Origin of the sequence: Thermoflavimicrobium daqui (assembly GCF_003313465.1) — a bacterium.
GTDB lineage: Bacteria > Bacillota > Bacilli > Thermoactinomycetales > Thermoactinomycetaceae > Thermoflavimicrobium > Thermoflavimicrobium daqui.
Genome location: NZ_KZ845666.1, coordinates 122,706 through 145,355 on the forward strand (window position 1 = coordinate 122,706; position 22,650 = coordinate 145,355).

18 protein-coding genes are annotated in these 22,650 nt (G+C 35.0%); 7 read left to right on the forward strand and 11 right to left on the reverse strand.

The features are described 5' to 3' along the window. Nucleotides 1-26 precede the first annotated feature (26 nt). A complete protein-coding gene (locus DL897_RS08770; protein ID WP_113658778.1) occupies nucleotides 27-1,769 on the reverse strand; it encodes a sensor histidine kinase in 1,743 nt (580 codons plus the stop codon). Further along, a complete protein-coding gene (locus DL897_RS08775) occupies nucleotides 1,766-2,476 on the reverse strand; it encodes a response regulator transcription factor (RefSeq protein ID WP_113658779.1) in 711 nt (236 codons plus the stop codon). Before DL897_RS08775 ends, DL897_RS08770 begins: the two co-directional genes overlap by 4 nt. 384 nt (nucleotides 2,477-2,860) lie before the next feature. Between DL897_RS08775 and DL897_RS18220 the strand changes: the two genes are divergently transcribed. Beyond that, on the forward strand, nucleotides 2,861-3,037 hold the full coding sequence (locus DL897_RS18220; RefSeq protein ID WP_168188725.1) for a hypothetical protein: 177 nt from the start codon (nucleotides 2,861-2,863) through the stop codon (nucleotides 3,035-3,037). A 53-nt stretch (nucleotides 3,038-3,090) separates the two neighbouring features. Here DL897_RS18220 and DL897_RS08780 read toward each other — a convergent pair whose 3' ends face one another. The 3 genes from DL897_RS08780 to DL897_RS08790 all read right to left on the reverse strand — a co-directional run bounded on the left by DL897_RS08780 (nucleotide 3,091) and on the right by DL897_RS08790 (nucleotide 7,680). After that, nucleotides 3,091-3,576 carry a helical membrane plugin domain-containing protein gene (locus DL897_RS08780; protein ID WP_113658780.1) on the reverse strand — a complete coding sequence of 162 codons (486 nt, stop codon included), beginning with the start codon at nucleotides 3,574-3,576 and terminating at the stop codon, nucleotides 3,091-3,093. Then, nucleotides 3,576-6,527 carry a formate dehydrogenase subunit alpha gene (gene fdhF, locus DL897_RS08785; protein ID WP_113658781.1) on the reverse strand — a complete coding sequence of 984 codons (2,952 nt, stop codon included), beginning with the start codon at nucleotides 6,525-6,527 and terminating at the stop codon, nucleotides 3,576-3,578. Before fdhF ends, DL897_RS08780 begins: the two co-directional genes overlap by 1 nt. Before the next feature lie 331 nt (nucleotides 6,528-6,858). After that, nucleotides 6,859-7,680, reverse strand: a complete 822-nt coding sequence (locus DL897_RS08790; RefSeq protein ID WP_113658782.1) for an SDR family NAD(P)-dependent oxidoreductase — start codon at nucleotides 7,678-7,680, stop codon at nucleotides 6,859-6,861. Between the two features lie 188 nt (nucleotides 7,681-7,868). Here DL897_RS08790 and DL897_RS18225 point away from each other — a divergent pair, with 188 nt between their 5' ends. After that, entirely contained in the window at nucleotides 7,869-8,711 is an 843-nt protein-coding gene (locus DL897_RS18225) for a sunset domain-containing protein (protein WP_168188726.1), read from the forward strand. A gap of 51 nt (nucleotides 8,712-8,762) precedes the next feature. Here DL897_RS18225 and DL897_RS08800 read toward each other — a convergent pair whose 3' ends face one another. Continuing rightward, nucleotides 8,763-9,713 carry a class I SAM-dependent methyltransferase gene (locus DL897_RS08800; RefSeq protein ID WP_168188727.1) on the reverse strand — a complete coding sequence of 317 codons (951 nt, stop codon included), beginning with the start codon at nucleotides 9,711-9,713 and terminating at the stop codon, nucleotides 8,763-8,765. A gap of 820 nt (nucleotides 9,714-10,533) precedes the next feature. Here DL897_RS08800 and DL897_RS08810 point away from each other — a divergent pair. After that, complete coding sequence (locus tag DL897_RS08810) at nucleotides 10,534-10,896, forward strand: peptidase inhibitor family I36 protein (RefSeq protein ID WP_113658786.1); 363 nt, start codon at nucleotides 10,534-10,536, stop codon at nucleotides 10,894-10,896. A gap of 291 nt (nucleotides 10,897-11,187) precedes the next feature. Here the strand turns inward: DL897_RS08810 and DL897_RS08815 are convergent, their stop codons facing one another. The 4 genes from DL897_RS08815 to DL897_RS08830 all read right to left on the reverse strand — a co-directional run bounded on the left by DL897_RS08815 (nucleotide 11,188) and on the right by DL897_RS08830 (nucleotide 15,563). Beyond that, nucleotides 11,188-11,529, reverse strand: a complete 342-nt coding sequence (locus DL897_RS08815) for a hypothetical protein (protein ID WP_113658787.1) — start codon at nucleotides 11,527-11,529, stop codon at nucleotides 11,188-11,190. Nucleotides 11,530-11,799: 270 nt separating this feature from the next. Then, nucleotides 11,800-12,657: a DUF6612 family protein gene (locus DL897_RS08820; protein WP_113658788.1), complete on the reverse strand. Its 858-nt coding sequence runs from the start codon at nucleotides 12,655-12,657 to the stop codon at nucleotides 11,800-11,802. Nucleotides 12,658-12,894: 237 nt separating this feature from the next. Beyond that, nucleotides 12,895-13,827 carry a tetratricopeptide repeat protein gene (locus DL897_RS08825; RefSeq protein ID WP_113658789.1) on the reverse strand — a complete coding sequence of 311 codons (933 nt, stop codon included), beginning with the start codon at nucleotides 13,825-13,827 and terminating at the stop codon, nucleotides 12,895-12,897. A gap of 227 nt (nucleotides 13,828-14,054) precedes the next feature. Then, nucleotides 14,055-15,563, reverse strand: coding sequence for a hypothetical protein (locus DL897_RS08830; protein ID WP_113658790.1), 1,509 nt, complete (start codon nucleotides 15,561-15,563; stop codon nucleotides 14,055-14,057). 778 nt (nucleotides 15,564-16,341) lie between these two features. Between DL897_RS08830 and DL897_RS08835 the strand changes: the two genes are divergently transcribed. The 4 genes from DL897_RS08835 (at nucleotide 16,342) to DL897_RS08850 (ending at nucleotide 21,468) form a co-directional block, all read left to right on the forward strand. Next, entirely contained in the window at nucleotides 16,342-18,264 is a 1,923-nt protein-coding gene (locus tag DL897_RS08835) for a protein kinase domain-containing protein (protein ID WP_113658791.1), read from the forward strand. Nucleotides 18,265-18,280: 16 nt separating this feature from the next. Then, on the forward strand, nucleotides 18,281-20,059 hold the full coding sequence (locus DL897_RS08840; protein WP_113658792.1) for a protein kinase domain-containing protein: 1,779 nt from the start codon (nucleotides 18,281-18,283) through the stop codon (nucleotides 20,057-20,059). 832 nt (nucleotides 20,060-20,891) lie between these two features. Next, nucleotides 20,892-21,035, forward strand: coding sequence for a hypothetical protein (locus DL897_RS18230; protein ID WP_168188728.1), 144 nt, complete (start codon nucleotides 20,892-20,894; stop codon nucleotides 21,033-21,035). Between the two features lie 247 nt (nucleotides 21,036-21,282). Continuing rightward, nucleotides 21,283-21,468 (forward strand): hypothetical protein, encoded by a 186-nt coding sequence (locus tag DL897_RS08850; protein ID WP_113658794.1) that lies wholly within the window; start codon nucleotides 21,283-21,285, stop codon nucleotides 21,466-21,468. A gap of 188 nt (nucleotides 21,469-21,656) precedes the next feature. Here the strand turns inward: DL897_RS08850 and DL897_RS18235 are convergent, their stop codons facing one another. After that, nucleotides 21,657-21,809: a hypothetical protein gene (locus DL897_RS18235; RefSeq protein ID WP_168188729.1), complete on the reverse strand. Its 153-nt coding sequence runs from the start codon at nucleotides 21,807-21,809 to the stop codon at nucleotides 21,657-21,659. Nucleotides 21,810-22,650: the final 841 nt, after the last annotated feature.

Here is a 22,650-nt window from a genome sequence, read left to right on the forward strand (position 1 = left end):
GGTATAATTAAGGTTACCAACATCGTTTAACTGGTCTCGATATTGGTAACCTTTTCAATAACGGGTTGAAATGTGACTTCAAATTCAGTTCCTATTCCTACTTCACTCCTTACTTCGATTCGACCTCCTTGAATTTCGATTAGTTGCTTTGCAATAGACATGCCTAACCCAGAGCTATGCCTACTCTTTGATCCATGAACATATCTTTCAAACAGTCGGCTTAATATGTCTGGACTTATCCCCTTACCATCATCTCGAATCGTAATCCGAAAACCAAGCGCTCCACCTTCTCCTTGGATCATCATGAGATTCACTTCGATATTTGTTTCAGGCGGATTGTGAACGACCGCGTTCTCAATCAAATTTTGGATTGCTCTATGAAACCATTGTTCATCTAATAGATACATGATTGTATACGAGGATATTGATTTCAATGTGATATGTGCACCTTTATTTTTCATCGTATCAAACACAATAGATTCCAACAATTTAGCTACATTAACTGGCGTTTGCTGGAGAGGTAAGGCGTGATTATTAAGGCGAAATGTGATATTTAAATCGTCGATTAATTGATAAACTCGCTCCGTTTTTTGCTTAACGAGTTCAAGATACTCATTGATCTCTTCTCTTGTCCATTGATATTTTTTTGATGTGTATAAGTCAGCATATCCTTGTATAGAAGAAAGAGGGCTTTTTAAATCATGCGAAACTCCGGCTAACCATTCTTCTCTAGCTTGTTCAAGTCTTTTTCGCTCCTCTTCCAAATCAGATAATGACTCTGAGAGAAACGTTAGTGATTGAAACACTTCGTGAAAAATTTGGTTTTTCTTTTTTCCACTTCCTGAAGTTAATGGTTCTGGAATCTGATAATGTCCTTTGGCTAACTGTTGAATCCAGTCCATAACAAACCAAATCGGTCTACTCAAGTTTTTCGCAAATAAATAGATTAAGACGATGAGAACGATGCAAGCAATAAACATAGCACTAACAAAGTGGAATGGATCATTTTTACTATTTTCAATTTCCTTGTGTTTATCAGGTTGAAGAACCCAAGTATAGGATTGTTGCCCATGTTTCTCTTCGAGATATATCAGGTTTTCATATAACAACTGATGCGTCAAATCTCCTAATGAAAGATTCATCCACTTAGCCTGTGGCCCTTGATAACGATAAATCACTTTGCCTTCTTCATCAAAAACTTGTAACCAGCCTGATTGTTTAACCAAATCTTTTAATGGATTAGGTGGCAGAGTTAGTTGATTTCCTTTCCACTTTACTTTTTCCACTAGTTTATGTAACAGGTAGGCAGGGTGGTTCTTATCATGCTTAGCCAAAATCCAGATCAATCTATTTTTACTTACTTGATCTGACCAGATAGAAATATAAATCCCTCTTTTTTTACTCTGTTCTCTTAATGTAAGGAGATCCCCAGCTGTATAATGCTTAGACATTTGATCCAAGGGTTGAAATGAATAAATCACTTTTCCTTGATTGTTAATAATTTGTAAAGTATACTCCTCTTTTCTAAGCCAGTTTGCCGTTCCTCTAGTTAAATGGATTGTATTACCCACAAGCACGGTTTGTGACTTAATTCGTTTGATATCTTGATCTAGCTGTTTTGAAAGAGAGGTAGACTCTTTTTTAGTAGCTTGATCCATATAAAAGTATTGAATGAGTCCTGCTGAAATAAAAAGGACTCCTATCACAATGACTAAAATCACGATCATCCCTATCAAAAACCGCAAAGACAAACGAGCCTCTAATTTCATCTCCCATTCTCCAGTGGTACTAACTTATACCCAAGTCCCCGAATGTTGAGAAGATATCTGGGTTGACTAGGATTCTCTTCAATTTTTTTCCGTAGACTATGGATATGAACCATCACTGTATTTTCGAGTCCTAAACTCTCTTCTCCCCAAACCTCTCGATATAGGTGACTTGCACTAAAGATCTGGTTAGGATGCTTACAAAAAAATGCTAGCAGCTTAAACTCTTTCGCTGTACAAGCTATCTCTTGACCAATCACCTTTAATACTCCTCTTTGTTCATCTAAAGAAAATCGTCCAAAATCATAAATCGTCATTTCATCTCTTTTCAATCGGTTATCTCTAACTCTCTTTAACTGTGCTTTTACTCGAGCCACAAAAATAAGTGGATTAAAAGGCTTACATATATAGTCATCCGCTCCCACGCTATAACCGGTCAATTGATCTAAATCGGTAGTTCGAGCAGTTAAGAAAAAAATAGGAACATGAGACTTCTTCCGAATTTCTGTACAAACTTCATAACCATTTCCATCGGGAAGCATGACATCTAATACGACCAAATTAAACGGCACACGGCTAATCATTTCCAGTGCTTTTTGTCCTGTAGTTGCAGTATAAACATGATTGAAGCCTTCAGAACGCATTGCTTTTAATAACAAAGTCAGTAAATCAAAATCATCATCAACCAGTAAAATTTTGGCATCATTCATTCTTTTCATCCTTTTTTACGGTTTCATTTTTATATTTCTACTTATAAAGGAAGTGTAGATAAAGAAACGATATCCCTTTTTTCACTTGTAATTAAAAACAAATTAATTATAAGATATTTAATAATCATATTCACATTAATAGCACGTTATCTTTGAAGGAACGAGGTAAAAAAATGATTCGTAGTAAAACACCTCCAATTCGAGACAAACATAATCAAACCATTCATGGAAGTATAGCAACACTAGAGAAAAAGCGAACAGTGGTTACTCATTCACGGTGTTAGTCAACAGCAACCATTCCTTCTCTTTTTACATGGTGGGCCAGAAACAGGTCAAATTGGTTTTGTTAGACCTTATCATGCTAAACTAGAAAAGCACTTTCTCGTGGTTAACTGGGATCAACGAGGGGCAGGCAAATCCTATCAAAGCATATTAGGAACCTTACTTGTCCAAAAGCATCCAGATTGGTTTTATGCCTATATTGGTATGGGGCAAATAGCAGATATGAATCAGGGGGAAGAAATTTCTTATCAATATGTACTCGATTGGTTAACTTGGTAAGAAAAAAACCATTCCCTTCATCGTTTTGGATTAGGGAATGGTTTTATTTTTACTCATTTTCCTTCTTTAAGCCCAGCGCCTACACCTTTTAAAAGATTAAGGATAAAAACGAGTGCACGATTAATATCAGGATCTTTCAATGCTTTGATTAAGTCAAATACACCTAATTCAGCTTGAGAATGCATACTATCCTCTGCTTTATCCAAACCTGCTTTTACACTATTCATTAACTTTTCAATCACCGTTGGATCTAATTGCGAAAAGACGCTAAAAATCGCCATCACATTATTAATCGCATTCGTTGTTTGATCTCGTCTTAATAGATCAACAGCAATCTTAGCCACATCTTCTTTCGCCTCAACCAGAGCATTGAGTGCCTTAAGAATGCCACTATCGTGAAGTTCTTGAAGTAGTTTCATCGTTTCGCGAAGCCCATCCGCATTCTCTGCTACCTCTTGAACCACATTTTCCAGTGCTTTACTTTGCTTCTCCTGTTCGGTAGGAGCTGGTTTATGAATCTTAGTGATTGGACGTGCCATTACTTTCCACCCCCTGCGACATTCACGTCAGCAATTGGTTCATAATCTTCTCGAGCCCACTTTCTTTCTACCTGTACACCCAATTGTGGATTTCGCTTTGCATATCTTGGGTTGTACATCGGTAATGGAGAAGTTCCGTCCACCTTTAGCACTTCCATCCGAACTTTCGTCTGTTTATAAGCAGGCGTTTGGGTTCGGACATCCCCGACACTCCCTGTTAAGATGTTCACTGCGCTTTCATGACTAACTGAATGCATAGGTACATATAACTCTTTTCCTTGAACACGCTCTGTAACCACAGCCCGAATTTTGATCGCCCCATATGGAGATATAAGCCTTACGAGTGATCCATCTTTAATATTGCGTTCACGAGCCAATTCTGGTGAAACTTCGACAAATACCTCAGGGAACTTATATTGAATTCCTTTTGATTTATTGGTCATATTTCCTTCGTGGAAATGCTCAAGTAAACGTCCATTATTCAAAGTAAGATCAAAGTCTTGAGGGTACTCGATCGGTGGAATAAATTCGACTAGTGAGAAGCGTGCTTTACCATCTGGGAAATTAAATCGCTCGGTGTAAAGAAGTGGCTCATCCGTTCCATCTTTTTGAACAGGCCAGATCAGACTATCCCATCCTTCGAGACGCTCATAAGAAACACCTGCAAAAATGGGAGCTAGACTCGCTATCTCATCCATAATCTCACTTGGATGTTGATAATTCCAATCAGCCCCCAAACGCTTTGCAATCTGTTGGATGATCCACCAGTCTGGCTTGGACTCTCCAAGTGGAGGTAGAGCTTGATAGAGGCGTTGAATTCGGCGCTCTGTATTTGTAAAGGTACCGTCTTTTTCTAAAGATGGTGCAGCCGGCAATATGACATCCGCAAACTGGGCCGTTTTCGTAAAAAATACATCTTGAACAACAAAAAAGTCTAGCTTACTTAAAGACTTATGGACATGATTGACATTGGAATCAATCCAAGCCATATCTTCTCCCATTAAATACATCGCTTTCAGTTCGCCTCGATCAACAGCTTGTAACATTTCAATATTGGTATAACCTGGCTTATTAGAAATCTTGACACCATAAGCTTTCTCAAACTTTTGGCGAGCAATATCATCGCTAACATGCTGATAACCCGGAAGCCATGGTGGCAGCGCCCCCATATCACAGGAACCTTGCACGTTGTTATGTCCACGCAGTGGATACGCACCTGCTCCTGATCTCCCAAAGTTACCAGTGGCCAACAAGAGATTAGCAATCGCGGCTGAAGTATGAGAACCAGCTACATTTTGGGTAACACCCATCCCCCAAAGGACACAGGTTCCATCTGCTTCACAAATCATTTTGGCTACTTGTATGAGCTGGTCTTTAGAAATACCCGTGACTTCCTCAGCATACTCAAGCGTATACTTCTCGAGTAATTCCTTGTACTCTTCAAATTGATTTACACGTTCCTGAATATAGTTTTGCGCTTGCCATCCTTGATCGATGATATATTTCGTTACGGCTGTTAGCCAAACAAAGTCGGTTCCTTGTTTTGGATGAAGATAAATATCTGAGCGCTCCGCCATTTCATGTTTACGAAGATCAGAAACAATGAGTTTTTGTCCGTGTAGTTTCTTAGCACGTTTTACACGCGTAGCAAGTACAGGATGTCCTTCAGTCGGGTTAGCTCCAATAATAATAACGAGCCCTGCACTTTCAATATCCTTAATCGTTCCAGAGTCTCCACCATATCCAACTGTAGACATTAATCCATCTGTCGCTGGAGCTTGGCAATAGCGTGAGCAGTTATCTACATTATTTGTCTCAAAAACTTGACGAGCTAATTTTTGCATTAAGTATGCCTCTTCATTCGTCGTTTTCGACGAACTTACAAAGCCTAATGCTCGACTTCCATCTTTTTCCTTAATTTCTCCTAATTTCTTAGCAACCAAAGTTAAAGCTTCATCCCAAGTAGCTGGGACAAATTCATCGCCTTTGCGAATCAGTGGGGTGGTAATTCGTTCTTCGCTATTGATAAAATCCCAACCAAATTTCCCTTTAACGCACGTTGAAATACTGTTTACAGGTGCTTCTTCCGTCGGTTCAATTTTTAAGATTTGGCGATCTTTGGTCCATACTTCAAAAGAACAACCTACACCACAAAAAGTACAAACTGTTTTAGTCTTTTTAATCACTTTTTCGCGCATGGCTGCTTCTACTTCAGATACTGCAAAAATCGTACTATATCCTGGCTCTACCTCTTTAACCAGATCGACCATAGGATCTAATAAGCTTTTATCGATTCCAGTCATAAATCCGGCTTCACCTAACATCGATTTCTCCATCAAAGCATTACAAGGACAAACCGTTACACATTGACCACAAGATACACAAGAAGAGGCATTAATCGAAGTATCTTGATCCCAAATGACTCTTGGCATCTGCCGCTCCCAGTCAATCGTCAAGGTTTCATTCACCTGAACATCCTGACAAACTTCAACACAACGTCCACAGAGAATACATTGGTTAGGATCATAACGATAAAAGGGATGAGACATATCTACTTCATAACCTTTTTCTCGGAAAGGACGTGTTTGATGATCTACTTCTAATAATTCAGCCGTATTGTGAACCCGACAATTTCCATTGTTATTATCACAAACCGTACAATATAATAGATGGTTTTCTAAAATTCGATCCATTGCTTCCGCTTGTGCATCTTTAGCCCGTTTAGAAGAAGTTTGAATGTTCATTCCCTCTTCTACGTGTGTAGAACAAGCTCGCATGATCTTCCCATCAATTTCACACATACATGTATCACATGTTTGAATCGGACCCATAATCGGAGAGTAACAAATATGCGGATGTTCAATCCCTTGCTCAAGAAGATAATCAAGTAACCGCTTACCTTCTTGGACTTCATGGGTTACTCCATCCAGTTGAAATTGGACTTTCTTCATTAAAAAAACCTCCTCGAAACTAAAAACCCACCATAAAACAACCCGTGCATACAGACTTGATACTCCTGCCCTGCTCCGGTTTATTTTATGGTGGGTTAATCACTAAGCATATACAGACCAGTCATCAATCCCGCCATAGCATCAGGAAGAACATGATGAATGATTAACTCTGATTACTCATACATCAATGAACTTCAACCATGGATTATAAACTAATTATAAATCAATTAATTTAAAAAGGAAATATAGAACTTTTTGTGAATTTTTCTATCACAAGTAGAATAGTTTGTCTGAGAAATTCTTTCTTATGTAGTCGTATTTATTTCATTCACTACATCCTTTGCAAAAACCATTCAATTGCCCGAAAAGGAAGCCAACGCTTTATCCAAAACAGCCTTCTAGCATCTCCACCACAAATATAACGCATACGTGGTGCCTTTTTCTTACTAATAGCTACAATTTTTTCTCCAACTATACGTGGATCTTTTGCTTGATTAGAAAAGCGGTTTAAAAAAGATTGAATCCTCTCCACATCTGCTTTATAAGGTGAATGAGGGCTTATATTAGTCTCTCTCTTTAAAATGTTAGTTTGATAAAATCCTGGCTCGATCAAAACAACATAAATTCCATAAGGTAGTAGTTCAAAACGTAAGGATTCACTAAAACCTTCAATAGCACATTTGGAAGCTGTATAAGGTGCTGTATAGGGTGATCCCAAAAAAGAGGCTCCACTACTCATATTAATGATTTGACCCCGTTTTTGTTCGCGGAGCATTGGCAAAAATGCTTTTGTTACATAAACGATGCCAAAAAAATTGGTCTCAAATTGCTTTCTCCAATCTAAAAAATCAACTTCTTCTACGGCTCCAGGTACAGAAATTCCTGCATTGTTAATTAATATATCGAGTCGTCCATGCTCCTCCCATACTTGATTGGCTACGATACTAGCTTTCTCAGGCTTTGTTACATCTAGCTCACAAATTTGAATCCTCGCTTGGATGTTTTCCTTTTTAGCTGGCTGTAGGATCTCTCCTTGCTTTTGTAAATTTCTAATCGCTGCAATCACATGATATCCTTCCTTAGCTAAAGCCAATGTTGTCGCAAGACCAATCCCACTTGATGCCCCGGTCACAAACGCAACAGGTCTGTCCATCGACCCATCTCCTTCATTTATATTTAATTATGTAATATATACATATATTTACTTTTTTAATATAATAAACCATAATAGATAGTTATCATATTTATAATTCAAATAAGATTCATACTTAATCTTTTCTATTTATCTTATACTAAAAAAAGAACAAATGATCGATCACTTTTCCTTATGAGGAGGAACAAATGGGAAAAAAAGCAAAAAAAGTGGATGCCATGGTTTCACTGCCTATGACCACTCGAGCTCATAGTGAAGCAGGTCGAGCAGTTGAAGTAAAAGGCTATTTAACCAAGATCATTGAAATTAATATATCTGATATTGGTGATGGCGTCCATACTTTTGAAGTTCAAGAAAGTAAAGATGGACAAGAGTGGATCAGTGTTCCACCTGACAAATTAGATGGACCACTCCCTGTCATTTATCCAGGCCATCATGAGAGCAAAACAATTCATGTGAAATATAAAGGATCAAAGGCGTATATACGTGTTGTTGTTTACATTGATCAAGCACATTATGGTAGTGTCTATGAAGCTAAAGTATTATTAGAGAAAAAAGTAGGAGCTGGCTTAGGCTGCCTTATGATCGCTGGAATTATCCTGCTTCTCGGCTCTTGTGTTGCTGTTTTTGGTGATACTGACACCAAAAAATCCCAAGATCCTCCAAAACAAACTGTACAACAAAATGATGATCAAAAAGAAGAAAAAAATAAAGAAGATGAAAAGAAAAAGCAAGCAGAAGAAAAGGAACGGAAAGAAGAGGAACAAAAGAAAAAAGAAACGGAAGATAAAAAATCGGAGAATTCCTCTGATCATAAAAAACCCAGCTCCACAAAACCCCAAAATAATACTCAATCATCTGATTCAGATAATAAACAAAGCAGTGGCTGTCGCATCAAAGGGAATATCGGTAGTAACGGAAAAATATACCATGTACCTGGTGGGAAATATTACGCAAGAACCAAAGCAGAAGAATGCTTTGATACCGAAGCTGAAGCTAGAGCTGCTGGGTTTAGACCATCAAAAAGATAACAACCATTCAAAAGCTTTTAGGCATCCTGATTCGTTGCCTAAAAGCTTTTTTCAATGAAAAAATGAACGAAAAAAACGTATTTGCAATTCAGGGTCTTTGCTTTTAACTTGAGCGAGTACCGCTCGATAAAATTTATATCCTTTCATATGGGGACCACATGGATTCATATACCGTTTGCGAAATTCAAAGGAATCTACATCTTCTATCAGTTGTAATCCCCTTGCCTCCAAGTAAGCTGGTAATTCTTCTGGAATCATCCCAAAAGTCCAAGGCTCTCCGATCCGCTGTAACAATCGATAGATCCGTCGCATACTTGGACGTTCAGCTAAAGTGTCAATCAAATGTTTATGAACATATGTAAAAAGAATAAAACTTCCTGGTGCTGTGGTGCTTATAAAACGCAGGGTCATATCCACAGCTTGTTCTGTCAGATAATTGGTCACCCCTTCCCAAATAAAGAATGCTGGGCGTGCCAAATCAAATCCTTCCTTCACCAAAGTTTGTTCTAGCTTTTGAATATTTAAATCCGTCTCAATATAAGTAACTCCTCGTGGTAAAAACCCTAATACACGCTTTATTTTTTTTTGCTTAACCAAAAGGGTACGAGCCTGATCTACTTCAAAAACACGTACACGTTTGATATGAGGAATGCGATAAGCACGACTATCAAACCCTGATCCCAAAATAACCACTTGTTCAATTCCTTGATCGATGGCATTCGAAAGATGATCATCAATCAAACGTGTACGTGCAACCCCTGATGCCCTCGCACCTGGTCCGAAGCGATCGACTAAGTATGGAACTGCCCTCCCTAAAAGGGGTACTCTTGATAGATACGTTGCTGTTTGTAAAAAGGGACTTAAAAACCGCAAAGCAAAAGGATCTTCAAATAAACGCCGCTCTTTCGGATAAGAATACTCTAGCGCACGAAAAAAAGCGACAAACTCAGCCGTTTTACTCGCACGATTTTTCCTCTTTGATTCGTTATGATTAACAGGCATCGATACATATTCACTCCCAAAATAATCATTGCCTCGTTTGCTATCAATGATGTGAAAGTATTTCATTTTCTTTATGTATATGATTATGATTTAAACCATATGTATTTTTACAAATGTGTATTTTAAAATTCATATTCGATGCCTGTATTTTGGGAAGATCCTATTATCTAAATGAAAAAGTAAAATGATCCCCCAATTCCTACTACTATAAATATCTATTTTCTTAACTAAAAGGGCTTTTACACCTTCGGCAATGCTTTGGTTTTGCCTCTCCCCATCCCCATACATGAAGAGAATAACAGCTAAAGCAAATATCTGCATTCTTACGAAATATCCTCTCTATAGACCTAGCTCTTCTTTTTAATTGTAGTTCCTTCACATTAACAACCATTATTCTTCTCCCTCTTTTAAATAAAATCTACTTAAACTCTTAACTATAAAGTAGTCCTTTTTCTCTATAATCGAAATCTACTACTGCTTACTTTATTTTGACATACCCTTAACTATTTTACAAATATTAAAAAATATTCACCTATAGCATTTTGAAGCTAACCTTTTAAACTAAATTACCTCACAACGTTCTAAATTAGTTTAAAAAGAGACTGATCTCTATCTTTTTTTATTAAAATCGAAGTTCCGGATAAAAATAACTCTGTATCATTAACAATAAAATTTTCATATAAATACACAGTTATTAGAAACATTGGTAATAAAAGATGGATAGTGAAACTGGTAAATAATTTCGATATCTATTTGAAATATTCACCTAATTGTGTTATTATTTTCCTGTAATAAATTTCCATAACAGGAGGGTTTTATTTTGAAAAAACTTTTTGCTCCATTGGGAATGTCTCTTGCATTAGTACTTTCCATTCCATTTTTTGCATTTGCTGCACCAGCTAATCTTTCTCCCAACGTAGATACCAAATCGGGATGTGTCACTTTGTATGAACACGCAAACTTTCAAGGAAGAGCCAAGAGATTTTGTGGAGATACAAGTTATGTAGGCAATGACTTTAATGATATTGCTTCTTCTGTCAAGGTGGATTGTTCCGTTAACTCAGTCACACTATTTGAGCATGCGAATTATCAAGGTCGATATGTCACCTATCATGGTTGTCAAAAAATTGGCTATGTAGGCAATTCATTTAATGATATCATTTCCTCTTTAGCAGTTGACTAAAAAAGTAGAGACTTTTGCTCTAAAGCTGAAAACAAACTAGATTTCCTTTTTCAACTAAAAAACGACTTTAGGGAAAAGATGGAAGGAAAACCACTCTTATAAGCATATCACTCTACACCGTGTAACTAGGAGATATTTATTTAAATCTAATAATATCTCCTCTCTTATCTAGTAAAGTGAACCCCCATACCTAAGATGAAAGTATGGGGGTTCTTTTATAAAAATAAGTAATTGTACACATTACTTGGTATAATCGTAAAAATATAGAGATATAGCCAGACGTGTGTTTAATCAATAATAAATGTTATCAACGACATGCAGGGTGCCAGGGATTGTCTCTACAGAAATCACGACGGCGTTGCCGATCACGGCATGCGGGATGCCAAGGATTTTTCCTACAAAAATCACGATGCCGATCACGGCAGCTTGGATGCCAGGGATTTCTCCTACAAAAATCACGGTGTTGATCACGGCAGCTTGGATGCCAGGGATTTCTCCTACAAAAATCACGGTGTTGATCACGGCAGCTTGGATGCCAGGGATTTCTCCTGCAAAAATCACGATGCCGATCGCGACATGCAGGATGCCAAGGATTTCTTCTACAAAATTGATTGGATCCGGGATATTGTTCAACTTCTACTTCTTCATCGAACATATCTTCCCACATTTCCCTATCATCATCATCGTAATAGAAATTCATTTAATTCCCTCCTTATTTTGTGTCATAAAAAATATATGTGCTTTGTAATTAAAATGCTGTAGGGAAACAAACTAATTTTTCACAGTTAGGTATATAGCATAGAGTGTACGAAGAGTTCGTTCTTTTTAAGTAAACATAAAAAATGACGATCCCCTTTCTTACTCATTAAGGGATCATCACTCATTTAATCATATTGGATATAATTAACTTTCTTCTTTCGCACTGGTTGCTTCGCTTGGAATATCAATCCGTTCATCATATTTGCCTTTGACTTCTATTTCTTGCTTAATATGAACTTTAATAAGTTTACTATCTTGAGGTAGTAGTACATCGAACTCGGTTATTAATTTTTTCAACATTGGCTTTTTATCATCAGATTCTAGCTTTACATTATACTTCTCTATTCTAACATCGCCAATTTTAAAGTCTTTATTATCACCAAGAACTTCAACAATAATCGACTTTGCTTTATCCTTTATTTGATCTTTCACTGAATCACTTTTTGCTTTTTCCAAGTTTAAGTCAAAGGAGTATTTGCTTCCATTTTGCGTTACTTTTGCAAAGTCATTATTCTTTTTTTCCGAGTCTATATAGCCTGCTAAATCCTGTAAATCTTTAGCCCATTCTCGAGGCTCTGCCTTTTGTTTCTTCCATTTATTATCTAGTTTACTACGGAAATATGCATAGCTTTCATCCTGATAACTTTCATAGGACAATTCAGTACCGAAAAAAGTCGATTTCCCTGATATTTGCTCCTTATATGGAGAGATACTCATCTTCCCTTCCCCATTTAATGAGAATGTTTGTTTAACACCCTCATTTTCAAGCTCACCACTTACAGTTTCTTTATAAGTAACACCATCTAATTTATCAAAATCTTTTGCTACTTTATTGATTACCTCTTTAGCTTTAACTGTGCTTACCTTGGAAGAGCTTGAATCAGATTGAGTATCACTACTTCCAGAGTCACCACCACTTTTGGTTTCTTCCTCACTGGAACATCCAACTAATAATCCGAAAACTAAGAGAGTAGAAAAAAGTAAATAAATAAATCGCTTCATAATTATCCCTTTCCCTATTCCAACTTGTTCAATGAATGAAATGATCTTCAAGATAGGTGGGTCTAGCAATAACACTATTCGAAAGGTTCATTTATCTATTTTACAAATCATGCATATCTCTTAATACATTTGTAACTATTTAGAATTTATATAGGTACCACCTATCTAAACAAACATGAGAAGTGCTGATTTCTTAGTACTTAATTATTGTTCAAATCATAAAGAGAGCCAGTATTACTAAATATCTAAGGATTCAATAGCTATTTGAATGCTCTTCCGTCCTCCAACAGATACTTCACCTTTCTTAATCGCTTTTTCTAACTCACGTAAAGATTCTTCATTACCTAATTCGTTTGCTTCTTCTAACCATTTTCTACCTTCTTCTTCATCTTCACTTAAGTGTTCTCCCTGGATGAGTAAAACACCTAAACAACGCATAGCCCCTTCGTTTCCTTGCTCTGCTGCATCTCTTAGTAAATCTTCGCCTTCCTCTACGTTTTGAACAAGAACATCTCCTTCAATTAAATAGAGGCCTAATTCTAACATAGCATCGTCATGTCCCTCTTTTACTGCCTTACGGAGCAAAGATTCTCCTTCTTCAGCTTGATCATTATCAAGCAGATAAAGGCCTAATTCCACTAATGCATTTACATTACCATGCTCAACTGCTTGTCTTAATAGGCTTTCACCTTCTTCAATATCTTTCTCTACTAATTCACCTTCTAAATAAAGTGAACCTAAGGTTAACATTGCTTCATCGCTTTCTAATTCAACAGCTTTTTTCAGCCACTCGATCCCTTCTTCATCTTTTTGACTTAATGCAATCATACCAAGCGGAATCATCGCATCTGGATTATCTAAGTCTGCCGCTTGGTTAAGCAATCCTAAACCTTTTTTCATTTTTCCTTGATCTAAATAATACAATCCCAATAGAGTCATTCCATCGCTATTCCCTAAATCTACTGCCTTCTCAAGCCACTCAACCCCTGTTTGTGGGTCTGCTTCTTCACCAAAATTACCTTCTATATAACCAAATCCGAGCTCAACCATTGCTGATTGATTACCTGAATTTGCTGCATTAATTAACCATTTTTCAGCTTCTTCAAAGTCACCATCTTCAAGTAGCTGTAAACCTTCTGCAATCTCCTTTTTTAATTCTGCTTTAGACATTAAATATTTCCTCCCCTAAAAACAGTATTTTAAATAAACTCAATCTTATATTATCAGAAAAAATGGTGATAGAATAGTATAAAAAACGAATAAAGGTAGAACACTCCCTGTTAAATTTCAATTTACAAAATTTAGGAATCAATAGCAGAAACTCTCTCACTCTCTACAAATTCCACTTCTTATCTCATTCGTATATGAAGAAATATTATCAATTTATTTATTTAGTACTAATCTTTTTTTAGTTTTTCTATCTCTTTTAAAATCGGCTCTGCTTTTTTCTTCTTTTCACTATCTGCTAGTGTGGATTTCCGTATATAATCCAACTCTCTCTCTTTCATAATACGGGTCAAAAACTTTGAGCTTTGTTTGTTTACATATTCATAAGCCTTACCAAAATCATTCTTCTCAATATTAGATAAGGTCTCTTCTAAAGCTTGTTGCTTTTGCTCTTTAGCAAAGCCTAGTGCCTTTTTCAAATCATTTTCAGCTAACATGGCAAATGCGATCATCATCTTTCTGCGATCATCCAAAGGTACTTGATCTTTTAAAGAAATAACAGTTTTTTCGTCTTGCTTGATGATCGCTTGTTCAAATTGGATAATAGGATGTTGTGGCTTTAGTTTTTTGATCGTATCAAAGTCTTTGATCTTTATATAAAAATTAATAATGTCATTCGTCAAAGAAGGCTCTAGTTCGATAATTTTTTGTGGTTGTTTCGCATTTAAGTAAGAAGTTAAAATGATTTGTGTATCCTCCTTACCCAAATTTGTAAGCTTGATTTTATTAAAATGCTGAACCGCTTCTTCATATTTTTGCAATGCGGCTAAATCTTTCCCCTTCTTTAAATTATCTTCCATTTGTTGATCCATCTGATTTGTTGGAAATAAATATTTTTGCGATAAAAAAAAGCTAGTCACACCAACTATAATGGCAATGACTCCTAGCATGATATTTAAGCGCAACTTTCTTTTACGATAGTTATTAACAATCTTTATGACATCTTCTTTTGAAAGTGAATGCTTCTTTTGTATCGCTTTTTTTCTTACTGCCTTCTTTCTTTCTTGTTTTTTCCGTTCCTCTTCTTCTTTTTGCCATTTAATCAAGCGTTCCATCCTATTAGGTAAACCTTCTTGTTCCTTACGTAAAAGCGACTCTAATTCATCTAGGTTTTTGGCATTTTCGATGCTTTGTCGAAGTTGAATATTAGCCATCTGCTCATGTGGAGGCAAAGATTTAAAAATCCTATCTGTATATTGAAATAGTGATTCAAAAAATTTCTTAACTTGGTCATTCACTAATCCTTCATGCTCTTTGGCTATGGGCATGATCCCTCGAATACCTACATAGAGGATGCGCACCTGCTTCTCTTCTTTATGAAATAATATATTGACAGGATCTAGTGCTAAAACAAACTGGGAATTCTTCTCAAAAAAACGGCTAATATCAATAATCCCTAAAGAGATATCTAGTTTTTGTTCCAACGTGAGACCATCTTTTATAAAAGATAAGGGTAAATATCCTTGATCGACTTGATATTTCACAGATAAGTCTTGGTTCTCATGATTGGTTTCCATCTCAATATTAAATGAAATACCTAGGTCATATAGATCGAAGAGATCAAAGAGAGCATCATCAGCTGCTTCCGAATCTAATAACGAAACCACATAGGTCATTTCGTTTGACTGTAAGTTATGAGTTAATAAACCACCATTTAAATCATACGATATGCTTTTCAAAGAAGATCACCTTCTATATTTATATAGGAAGGGGTAGATAATCTCCCCTTCCTATTTATAGGAAATTTCATTTACTTTACTCAACTGACCTTTTTCCAGTTACTTTGTTTTTTGATTCCCTTTATTTAGGGTATATTTTCTTATCATGAATCGATAAACCTTGTACTACTTTAAGGGTATGCTTATTTAGAGATACATCTCTCACCAAAGTCCTCCATCTAAAATTATTTTCTCACAAAAACATGAGTTTCTTTTATTAATTGACCTAATTATCTATTTAGATTAAAATTGTATAATAGTACCTTTAATGGTAATTGGGTTTCTTTTCACTGGAGATGCCTTAAAGCCTAACAGAAGGTACTTTTTTTATTAGTGATAATAGGAGGATGTTCTCTAAAAAAACCGGCCATTATTGTGATAAGAGTTCATTCTTGTCCTAATTATCAGTCCATATTAGAAAAAAGTTATCTCTACACTACGATTTGCTCTCTAGGTTTAAAGTTTATCGCATTAAGACTTAATATTTTATATAATCAATCTATTATAATATATAATTTCAATATATTATCAACCAAAAAACTGGTAGTATATCCATCATCAGCAAATGTATTATGTACCCGAAAATTATATCAATATTATAAGTTACTAACATACTTTAGTTCAAGAATGGAAATAGTTTTGTTAATTATTTTTTGCTTTCTATCGTCTTTAAGTATGGGGGTATAAATGAGAACTATAATATAATCCTTATATAGATTATTATTAAAGGGTGAACTCAATGACAAAGAAAGGATTTTCTGATCGATATCAAATTTTCGAAAAGATAGAAACGGATCGTTTTGCTACTATATATAGAGGAAAAGACTTAAAACGAAATCGAACGGTCGATATTAAAGTAATTGATCACCTCGTTGAAAAGATCGATGAGCATACTAGAAAACTTTTTGAAGAAGAGATTACAACCATAGCAAAATTAGCTCATCCAAATATCGTTCGAGTATATCATTTTGGTTTAGTGAAAGGTTTATACTATATTACACTGGAACCACTAGGAGATCATCTATTAAAAAAGAAGTTGGTAGGTCAAAGACCCTTAGCGATTTATGATGTGCTCAAAATAGGTAGTCAAATTCTTAATGGATTGTCTGCTCTCCATAATCAAAATATAGTTCATGCCAATCTTAATCCATACAATGTATATCTGACAAAAGCTGAGCAAATAAAAATAGCGGATTGTGGTCTTTATCATCTGACCTCTTCCTTTCATTCTTTAGCAAACACAAAAGAAAACGTGAAGAAATCCTTATATTACGCTCCTGAATATATTCTAGGTGAAAGTTTACATATTTTTTCAGACATTTATTCAACAGGTGTACTATTATATGAGATGATAACGGGCAGAACTCCTTTTCAAGGTGAAACCATTCACGATATTACCGAAAAACATTTAAAAGAGACTCCATTACCTCCTAGTTCTCTCAATCCAGAAATTCCTAAAGATTTGGATGAAATCATTCTAAAGTCTTTAGCTAAAAACCCTTCAGAACGATATCATTCAGCATTAGAAATGAAAGAAGCTCTTGTATCTTACCAGAAAAATATCGATCCACTTACTAATCCTTTTTCTTCAGGAGTATCTAATAATCTCAATGATCCTTTTGTACCAGGTGCATCTGATATACAAACGAATCCTTTTATTCCAGGGGTATCTGATATACGAACCAATCCTTTCGCCCTAGGAGTACCCGATGTCTTAAACCCATTTGTTATAGATAATATCAATCCATTTATCCCATCTACATCAAATAAGTCGGGTTACTCAAATTCTGATGCCTCTTCTAAACTCTTAAGACTTACTCAAAAGATGAAGCAAAAAAAGCAATTAAGTAAGAAAGTATTAAATGGAAGATATGAGCTTCTAGAGTATTTGCATTTAAGTGGTGTAGCTAAAGTCTACAAAGGATTTGACAATTCTTTGGAAAGATACGTTACAGTTAAACTAATTGACGAATCTTTAGAAGAAGGACAGGAATGGGTTCGCAGATTTATTCGCGAGGCGAAAACCAAAGCTAAAATCTATCATCCTCATGTTGTTCAAGTACATGATGTGGGACAAGATGGTAAAATTCATTACATGATTGTAGAATACATTGATGGTCCTAGTTTGGAAAAATTGATAGAAAAAAGTAAACCCCTTGCTGTGTCACAAGCCGTTCGAATATGTATGCAAATTTTAGAGGGTTTAGATCAAGTTCATCAAAAGGGAATTATTCATCGGGATATTAAACCAGCCAGTATTCTAGTCGATGAAGACGGCAACTATAAGCTAACCGATTTTACAATTGCTTGGGTCAACTCCGATGATCCACCCACGAAAATGGAAAGTGAATTAGACTCGGCTCCATATTGTTCACCTGAAAGAGCCAAAGGGGATAAAATAAGCATACAATCTGACTTGTATTCTTTAGGGATTATATTGTATCAACTCGTTACCGGTCACCTTCCATTTATTGCCGATCAAACACATATGATCTTATTAAAGCATTTAAATGAACCTGTACCAGAGCCCAAGGGATATAACTCCAATATTCCAGATGCACTACAAAAAATTATTTTGAAAGCCTTAGAGAAGGAGCCTAAAAATAGATTTAAGACAGCTTTAGAGATGATGTTAGCACTTCAACGCACTTTAAAAGGCTAGGAAGTAGGTGAGTCACTTGGAAGAAAAGAAACTAGCGGGCAGATATCGATTACTCAAAAGGATCGGTAGAGGTGGGATGAGCCGAGTTTACAAAGCACGAGATGAACTACTTGATAGAGATGTAGCAGTCAAGGTGATGTATGAACATCTTATGGAGGACGATGAATTCGTTTATCGCTTTCTCCAAGAAGCCAAAGCTTTAGCCAAAATATCTCATCCAAACTTTGTCCAAATTCATGATGTGGGACAAGAAGGCACTACCTATTATATGGTCATGGAACTAATGAGTGGTCCAACTCTTTGGCAAGAACTTAGTAGAAAAAGAATCCTTGAACCAGAAGAAGCTATTCCGATTATGATTCAAGTATTAAGAGGAATCGGAAGGGCTCATAACTTAGGCATCATTCATCGTGATATTAAACCAACCAATATTATGTATTCAGCAGATGGACGATGGAAGCTAATGGACTTAGGTGCCTCAAAATTATTATCTTCTTTTTCGGAGCTAACTAAAGCAGGAATGGTCATTGGAACGGCCCAATATTATTCTCCTGAACAAGCCAAAGGCGAGGACGCTAGAATTCCATCTGATTTATATTCCATGGGAATCGTGTTATTCCAAATTTTAACCGGAAGACTTCCATTTGTAGGGAAAGAAAGCTTTTCAATCGCTCTAAAACATGTAAATGAACCGATTCCCGATCCCAAAAGGTTGAATCCAAATCTGCCTGATGAATTATGTGAAATTCTTTATAAAGCCTTAGCAAAAAACCCACAGGATCGTTACCAATCCGCTTATGAAATGATTGAGGCTTTAGAAGAAGTAGAAAAAAAACTACAACTCGCGGAAGAAGAGGAAATGGAAGAAGAAATCATAGAAGATGAAGAAGAATCAGATGAAGAAGAAAGTAATTCTTCAGATACATCATGGGATGAGGAAAAGTCTAATGAGGATGAAGCTCTAGAAGAAGAATCCGATGAAGAATCTCAAACTGAAGTAATACATATCCAAAGTAACGAAAATACTTCTTTAAAACAATCAGGAAAGGTTAAAAGGTTCCTCTTATTAAGCGGGTTATATATCGTATTAACATTCATTTTTATCTATATCATCTTGCTAATCACTGGAGATCCAGATCTGTCTGAGCCTTTAAATAGAGAGCAAGAAAGTACACAAAATTTGTTAGAGCAGTCTATCGCCAATATCGATAAAATGAATGGAGTTCACTTAGAAGTGGACGAAACGCGTACCTTAGGAAAAAAAGAAATAAATCAACAAACTGATATCGTTTTACAAACAAACTATATATTCGCAAAATACAAGGGTTCTGAAACAGCTGAGTTAATCGAAGGAGGCAAATGCTACAAAGGGAAGATTAATGAGGATAGTTGGAATTTATCTTCAAATTGTGGCTTAAAAATATATAAACACTATCATCCCCAAGAATTATTATCTAAAATAAAAAGCTATATCCAAAAGACTAAATACGAAGAACAAGATAATCAATATGTGATTCATTTAAACTTAAATGAAAATGATTCATTTTATTCTTTTGTAGAAAATTTTTGGGAAATGCAAGAGATTAAACCAAGTGCTCTAAAAAGCGGCACTCTAAAAGCCAAATTAATCATTGACAAAACTGATTTTAAGATAAAAGAAATTGATATGGAAATCATGGCAAAACATGATCAGGACAGTTGGCTTACTGGGTGGTTTCAAGATATTAAGTTTCCAGAAGTTCAAGCCAAAAGCTATATTCGTTTAATCGGAGAAGGGTCTATTCAACCTAAATAATTGGTTATATTCTCTTTTTTATCTATGATTAAATTGCCCCATTTGTCTTGTCTAATTTATTAATTTACCATTTGATGATCAGTTATAAGTAACCTTAATCCCTTGACAAACTGGGGCAATTACACTTACTAAGCTTAAAATAGATTGGCCTTATCTAATTCAGATTAATCTTTGGAATTAACCTACCCATAAAATTCAGATGATATATATTTATCATTGACTAATATTTTCTACTATTATAATATTGGGAATAGGTAAAAAAACCATTTACCATGCAGAAGAAACGGGAATTTCTTTCATCTTGATTAACATCAGAAAGGGTAATTAAAATGTTGGATATTTTGATACGAATTGCAACATTTATAGTACCATTACTTTTATTATGGGTGGGTATATTTTCCCTAGCAAAAGGGAGAAAACAGCGTTCGATACCATTTATAGTTCTGGGGATAATATGCCTCTTAGCCTTTATCGGAGCTGTCATATATAAAATAAAGTTCGATCTTTGATCGTGAAACTTTTAATATGCACTCCCTAAAATAATCTCAGAGAACCCCATGATTGTCTATCTATTTTAAAGAATATGAAAATTCATATCCAATACGACACCAAGAATGCCTCCTCTATCTTGACCAAACTAGCTTTTGGTCATGTCTATTTATAAATGTTGGCTAGGTTACTCATCAGGGATCTTTCCAACTCGATTCCCCTATTTAATAAATTAAAAAATTCCCATTTAGTATTAGATTTAGTATTGAATTTAATATTAAATAATAGTATTATATAATTGTATTTTAATAGTTGAGAAATATGACTTGGAGGAGGTTTTCCAATGTTTTCATGGATTGTAAGAGCAGGTAGATTTTTTAAAGGCAAAAAAGCAATTGTTAAAGCTAAATACCCAAAAACCACTAAGTGGGGTAGTAGAGGTCTTTGGGCTTGGACAGGTTGGGACCTTAGAGGTATGTTTAAATAATAATTAAATAATTAAGTAGTTCTACAATATTTCTCCATATTAACAAGCACATCTAAAATTTTATTTTTTAGATGTGCTTTGTCCAATATTGAATCTATATTGGATTTAATTACTTCTAGTTGGTCTGATCACAGGAAATAAAAATTTTGCAATAAACTTCGGACTCATTTTAGTTTACAAATATCCTCAAAATAACTTGATTTTACCTTCATTACAGAATTACAAACAAGTGAAAAGGAGAACTTATATGGCTAACATTTTAGTACCCATTGTAACATGGGTAGGTTTAGTTGTTTTTTTCTTTTTAGGTTTTCACTTTTTTGATAAAGGAAAAAAGGAAAACTCGAAAGCTAGTACCGTCCTTGGAGTTATTTTTGCCATAGCTTTTATTATTACACTTGTATATAAAATATATTGGAGCTTTATTCGTTAGACATATCTCATAAAATGGAGTATAAAAAGGAAAGGAACCTAGTAGTTCGCAGGTTCTTTTAAAGTGTTAAACTGCTTTTTTTAGTTATAAACCACCCATATGACTTTCACAGAAGCAAAAATCATATGGGTGGTTATTTAAATGTTGATAACTAATGGCTTAATTATATAAATACTACCATATTCTTTTTATAGCTTTTCTCTAGATCCTTCATATACTCCTAGACCAAAAAACCCACCACCTACACCAATATTTATTTTTTTCCTTTTTCTTGATTTGAGGTAGTACTTTGAAAAAGCATTTGATCCCCATCTACCTAATTTAATTAAACCTTTCCACATAATATTACCTCCTTAGTTATCAATTGAATTTAAAGTTTATTTTCTTTTTCTATTACGAAAATAAAGGGTAATTCCTCTACCTGTCCCAAAAGCTCCTAGAATACCATAAACACCTTTCATGAAACGCCAACCTAAACCCATAACATTTAACCCCCTGTACGGAAGATAAATTGAACCTTTCCAATTTTGATTTAATTGGATTAGTATATTATCTAATATAATCTAATCTAATCATTTAGTCAACTCTTAAATGTTAAAATAAATTATATTTATTTAAGGGTAAATATTTTTTACTTACCCGGATTTTTCACAAATAAAGGTTGCCGTCCTTAGATGAACAGAAACAACTATCTTATTGTATTTAACAAAAATATAATATAAACCACCTATATGATTTATACTTCTATAAAAATCATATAGGTGGTTATTTAAACTTGATACTTTTTGTCTCTTCTTTTTGGTTACTATAAGTAATATTGAGTTTAAATTTTTACTAAGTTAAATAAATTTAGTGATCAATTAAAACTAAAGCCTATTTTCTCATTTTTTTACGTAAATAATGAGTGATTCCTCTACCTGTTAGAAAAGTTCCAAGAGTTCCATAAACACCTTTCATGAAGCGCCAACCTAAACCCATAGCATTTAACCTCCTATATGGAAGATAAAATTGAACCTTTCCAATTATGATTTAATTGGATTAGTGTATTATCTAATATAATCTAATCTAATCATTTAGTCAACTTATAAGTATTAAAATAGATATATTTATATAAATATTATAGTACAAAATTAAATTTATCTATTCAACTAACCTACCTCTACTAAATTTCTTATAGCCATA

Coding starts and splice junctions, on each gene's coding strand:
- DL897_RS08770 (WP_113658778.1), bottom strand. CDS start 1,769: ATGAAATTAGAGGCTCGTTTGTCTTTGCGGTTTTTGATAGGGATGATC.
- DL897_RS18225 (WP_168188726.1), top strand. CDS start 7,869: ATGGGAAAAAAAGCAAAAAAAGTGGATGCCATGGTTTCACTGCCTATG.
- DL897_RS08850 (WP_113658794.1), top strand. CDS start 21,283: ATGGCTAACATTTTAGTACCCATTGTAACATGGGTAGGTTTAGTTGTT.
- DL897_RS08800 (WP_168188727.1), bottom strand. CDS start 9,713: ATGCCTGTTAATCATAACGAATCAAAGAGGAAAAATCGTGCGAGTAAA.
- DL897_RS08775 (WP_113658779.1), bottom strand. CDS start 2,476: ATGAATGATGCCAAAATTTTACTGGTTGATGATGATTTTGATTTACTG.
- DL897_RS08825 (WP_113658789.1), bottom strand. CDS start 13,827: ATGTCTAAAGCAGAATTAAAAAAGGAGATTGCAGAAGGTTTACAGCTA.
- DL897_RS08835 (WP_113658791.1), top strand. CDS start 16,342: ATGACAAAGAAAGGATTTTCTGATCGATATCAAATTTTCGAAAAGATA.
- DL897_RS18230 (WP_168188728.1), top strand. CDS start 20,892: ATGTTTTCATGGATTGTAAGAGCAGGTAGATTTTTTAAAGGCAAAAAA.
- DL897_RS08820 (WP_113658788.1), bottom strand. CDS start 12,657: ATGAAGCGATTTATTTATTTACTTTTTTCTACTCTCTTAGTTTTCGGA.
- fdhF (WP_113658781.1), bottom strand. CDS start 6,527: ATGAAGAAAGTCCAATTTCAACTGGATGGAGTAACCCATGAAGTCCAA.
- DL897_RS08790 (WP_113658782.1), bottom strand. CDS start 7,680: ATGGACAGACCTGTTGCGTTTGTGACCGGGGCATCAAGTGGGATTGGT.
- DL897_RS18235 (WP_168188729.1), bottom strand. CDS start 21,809: ATGTGGAAAGGTTTAATTAAATTAGGTAGATGGGGATCAAATGCTTTT.
- DL897_RS08780 (WP_113658780.1), bottom strand. CDS start 3,576: ATGGCACGTCCAATCACTAAGATTCATAAACCAGCTCCTACCGAACAG.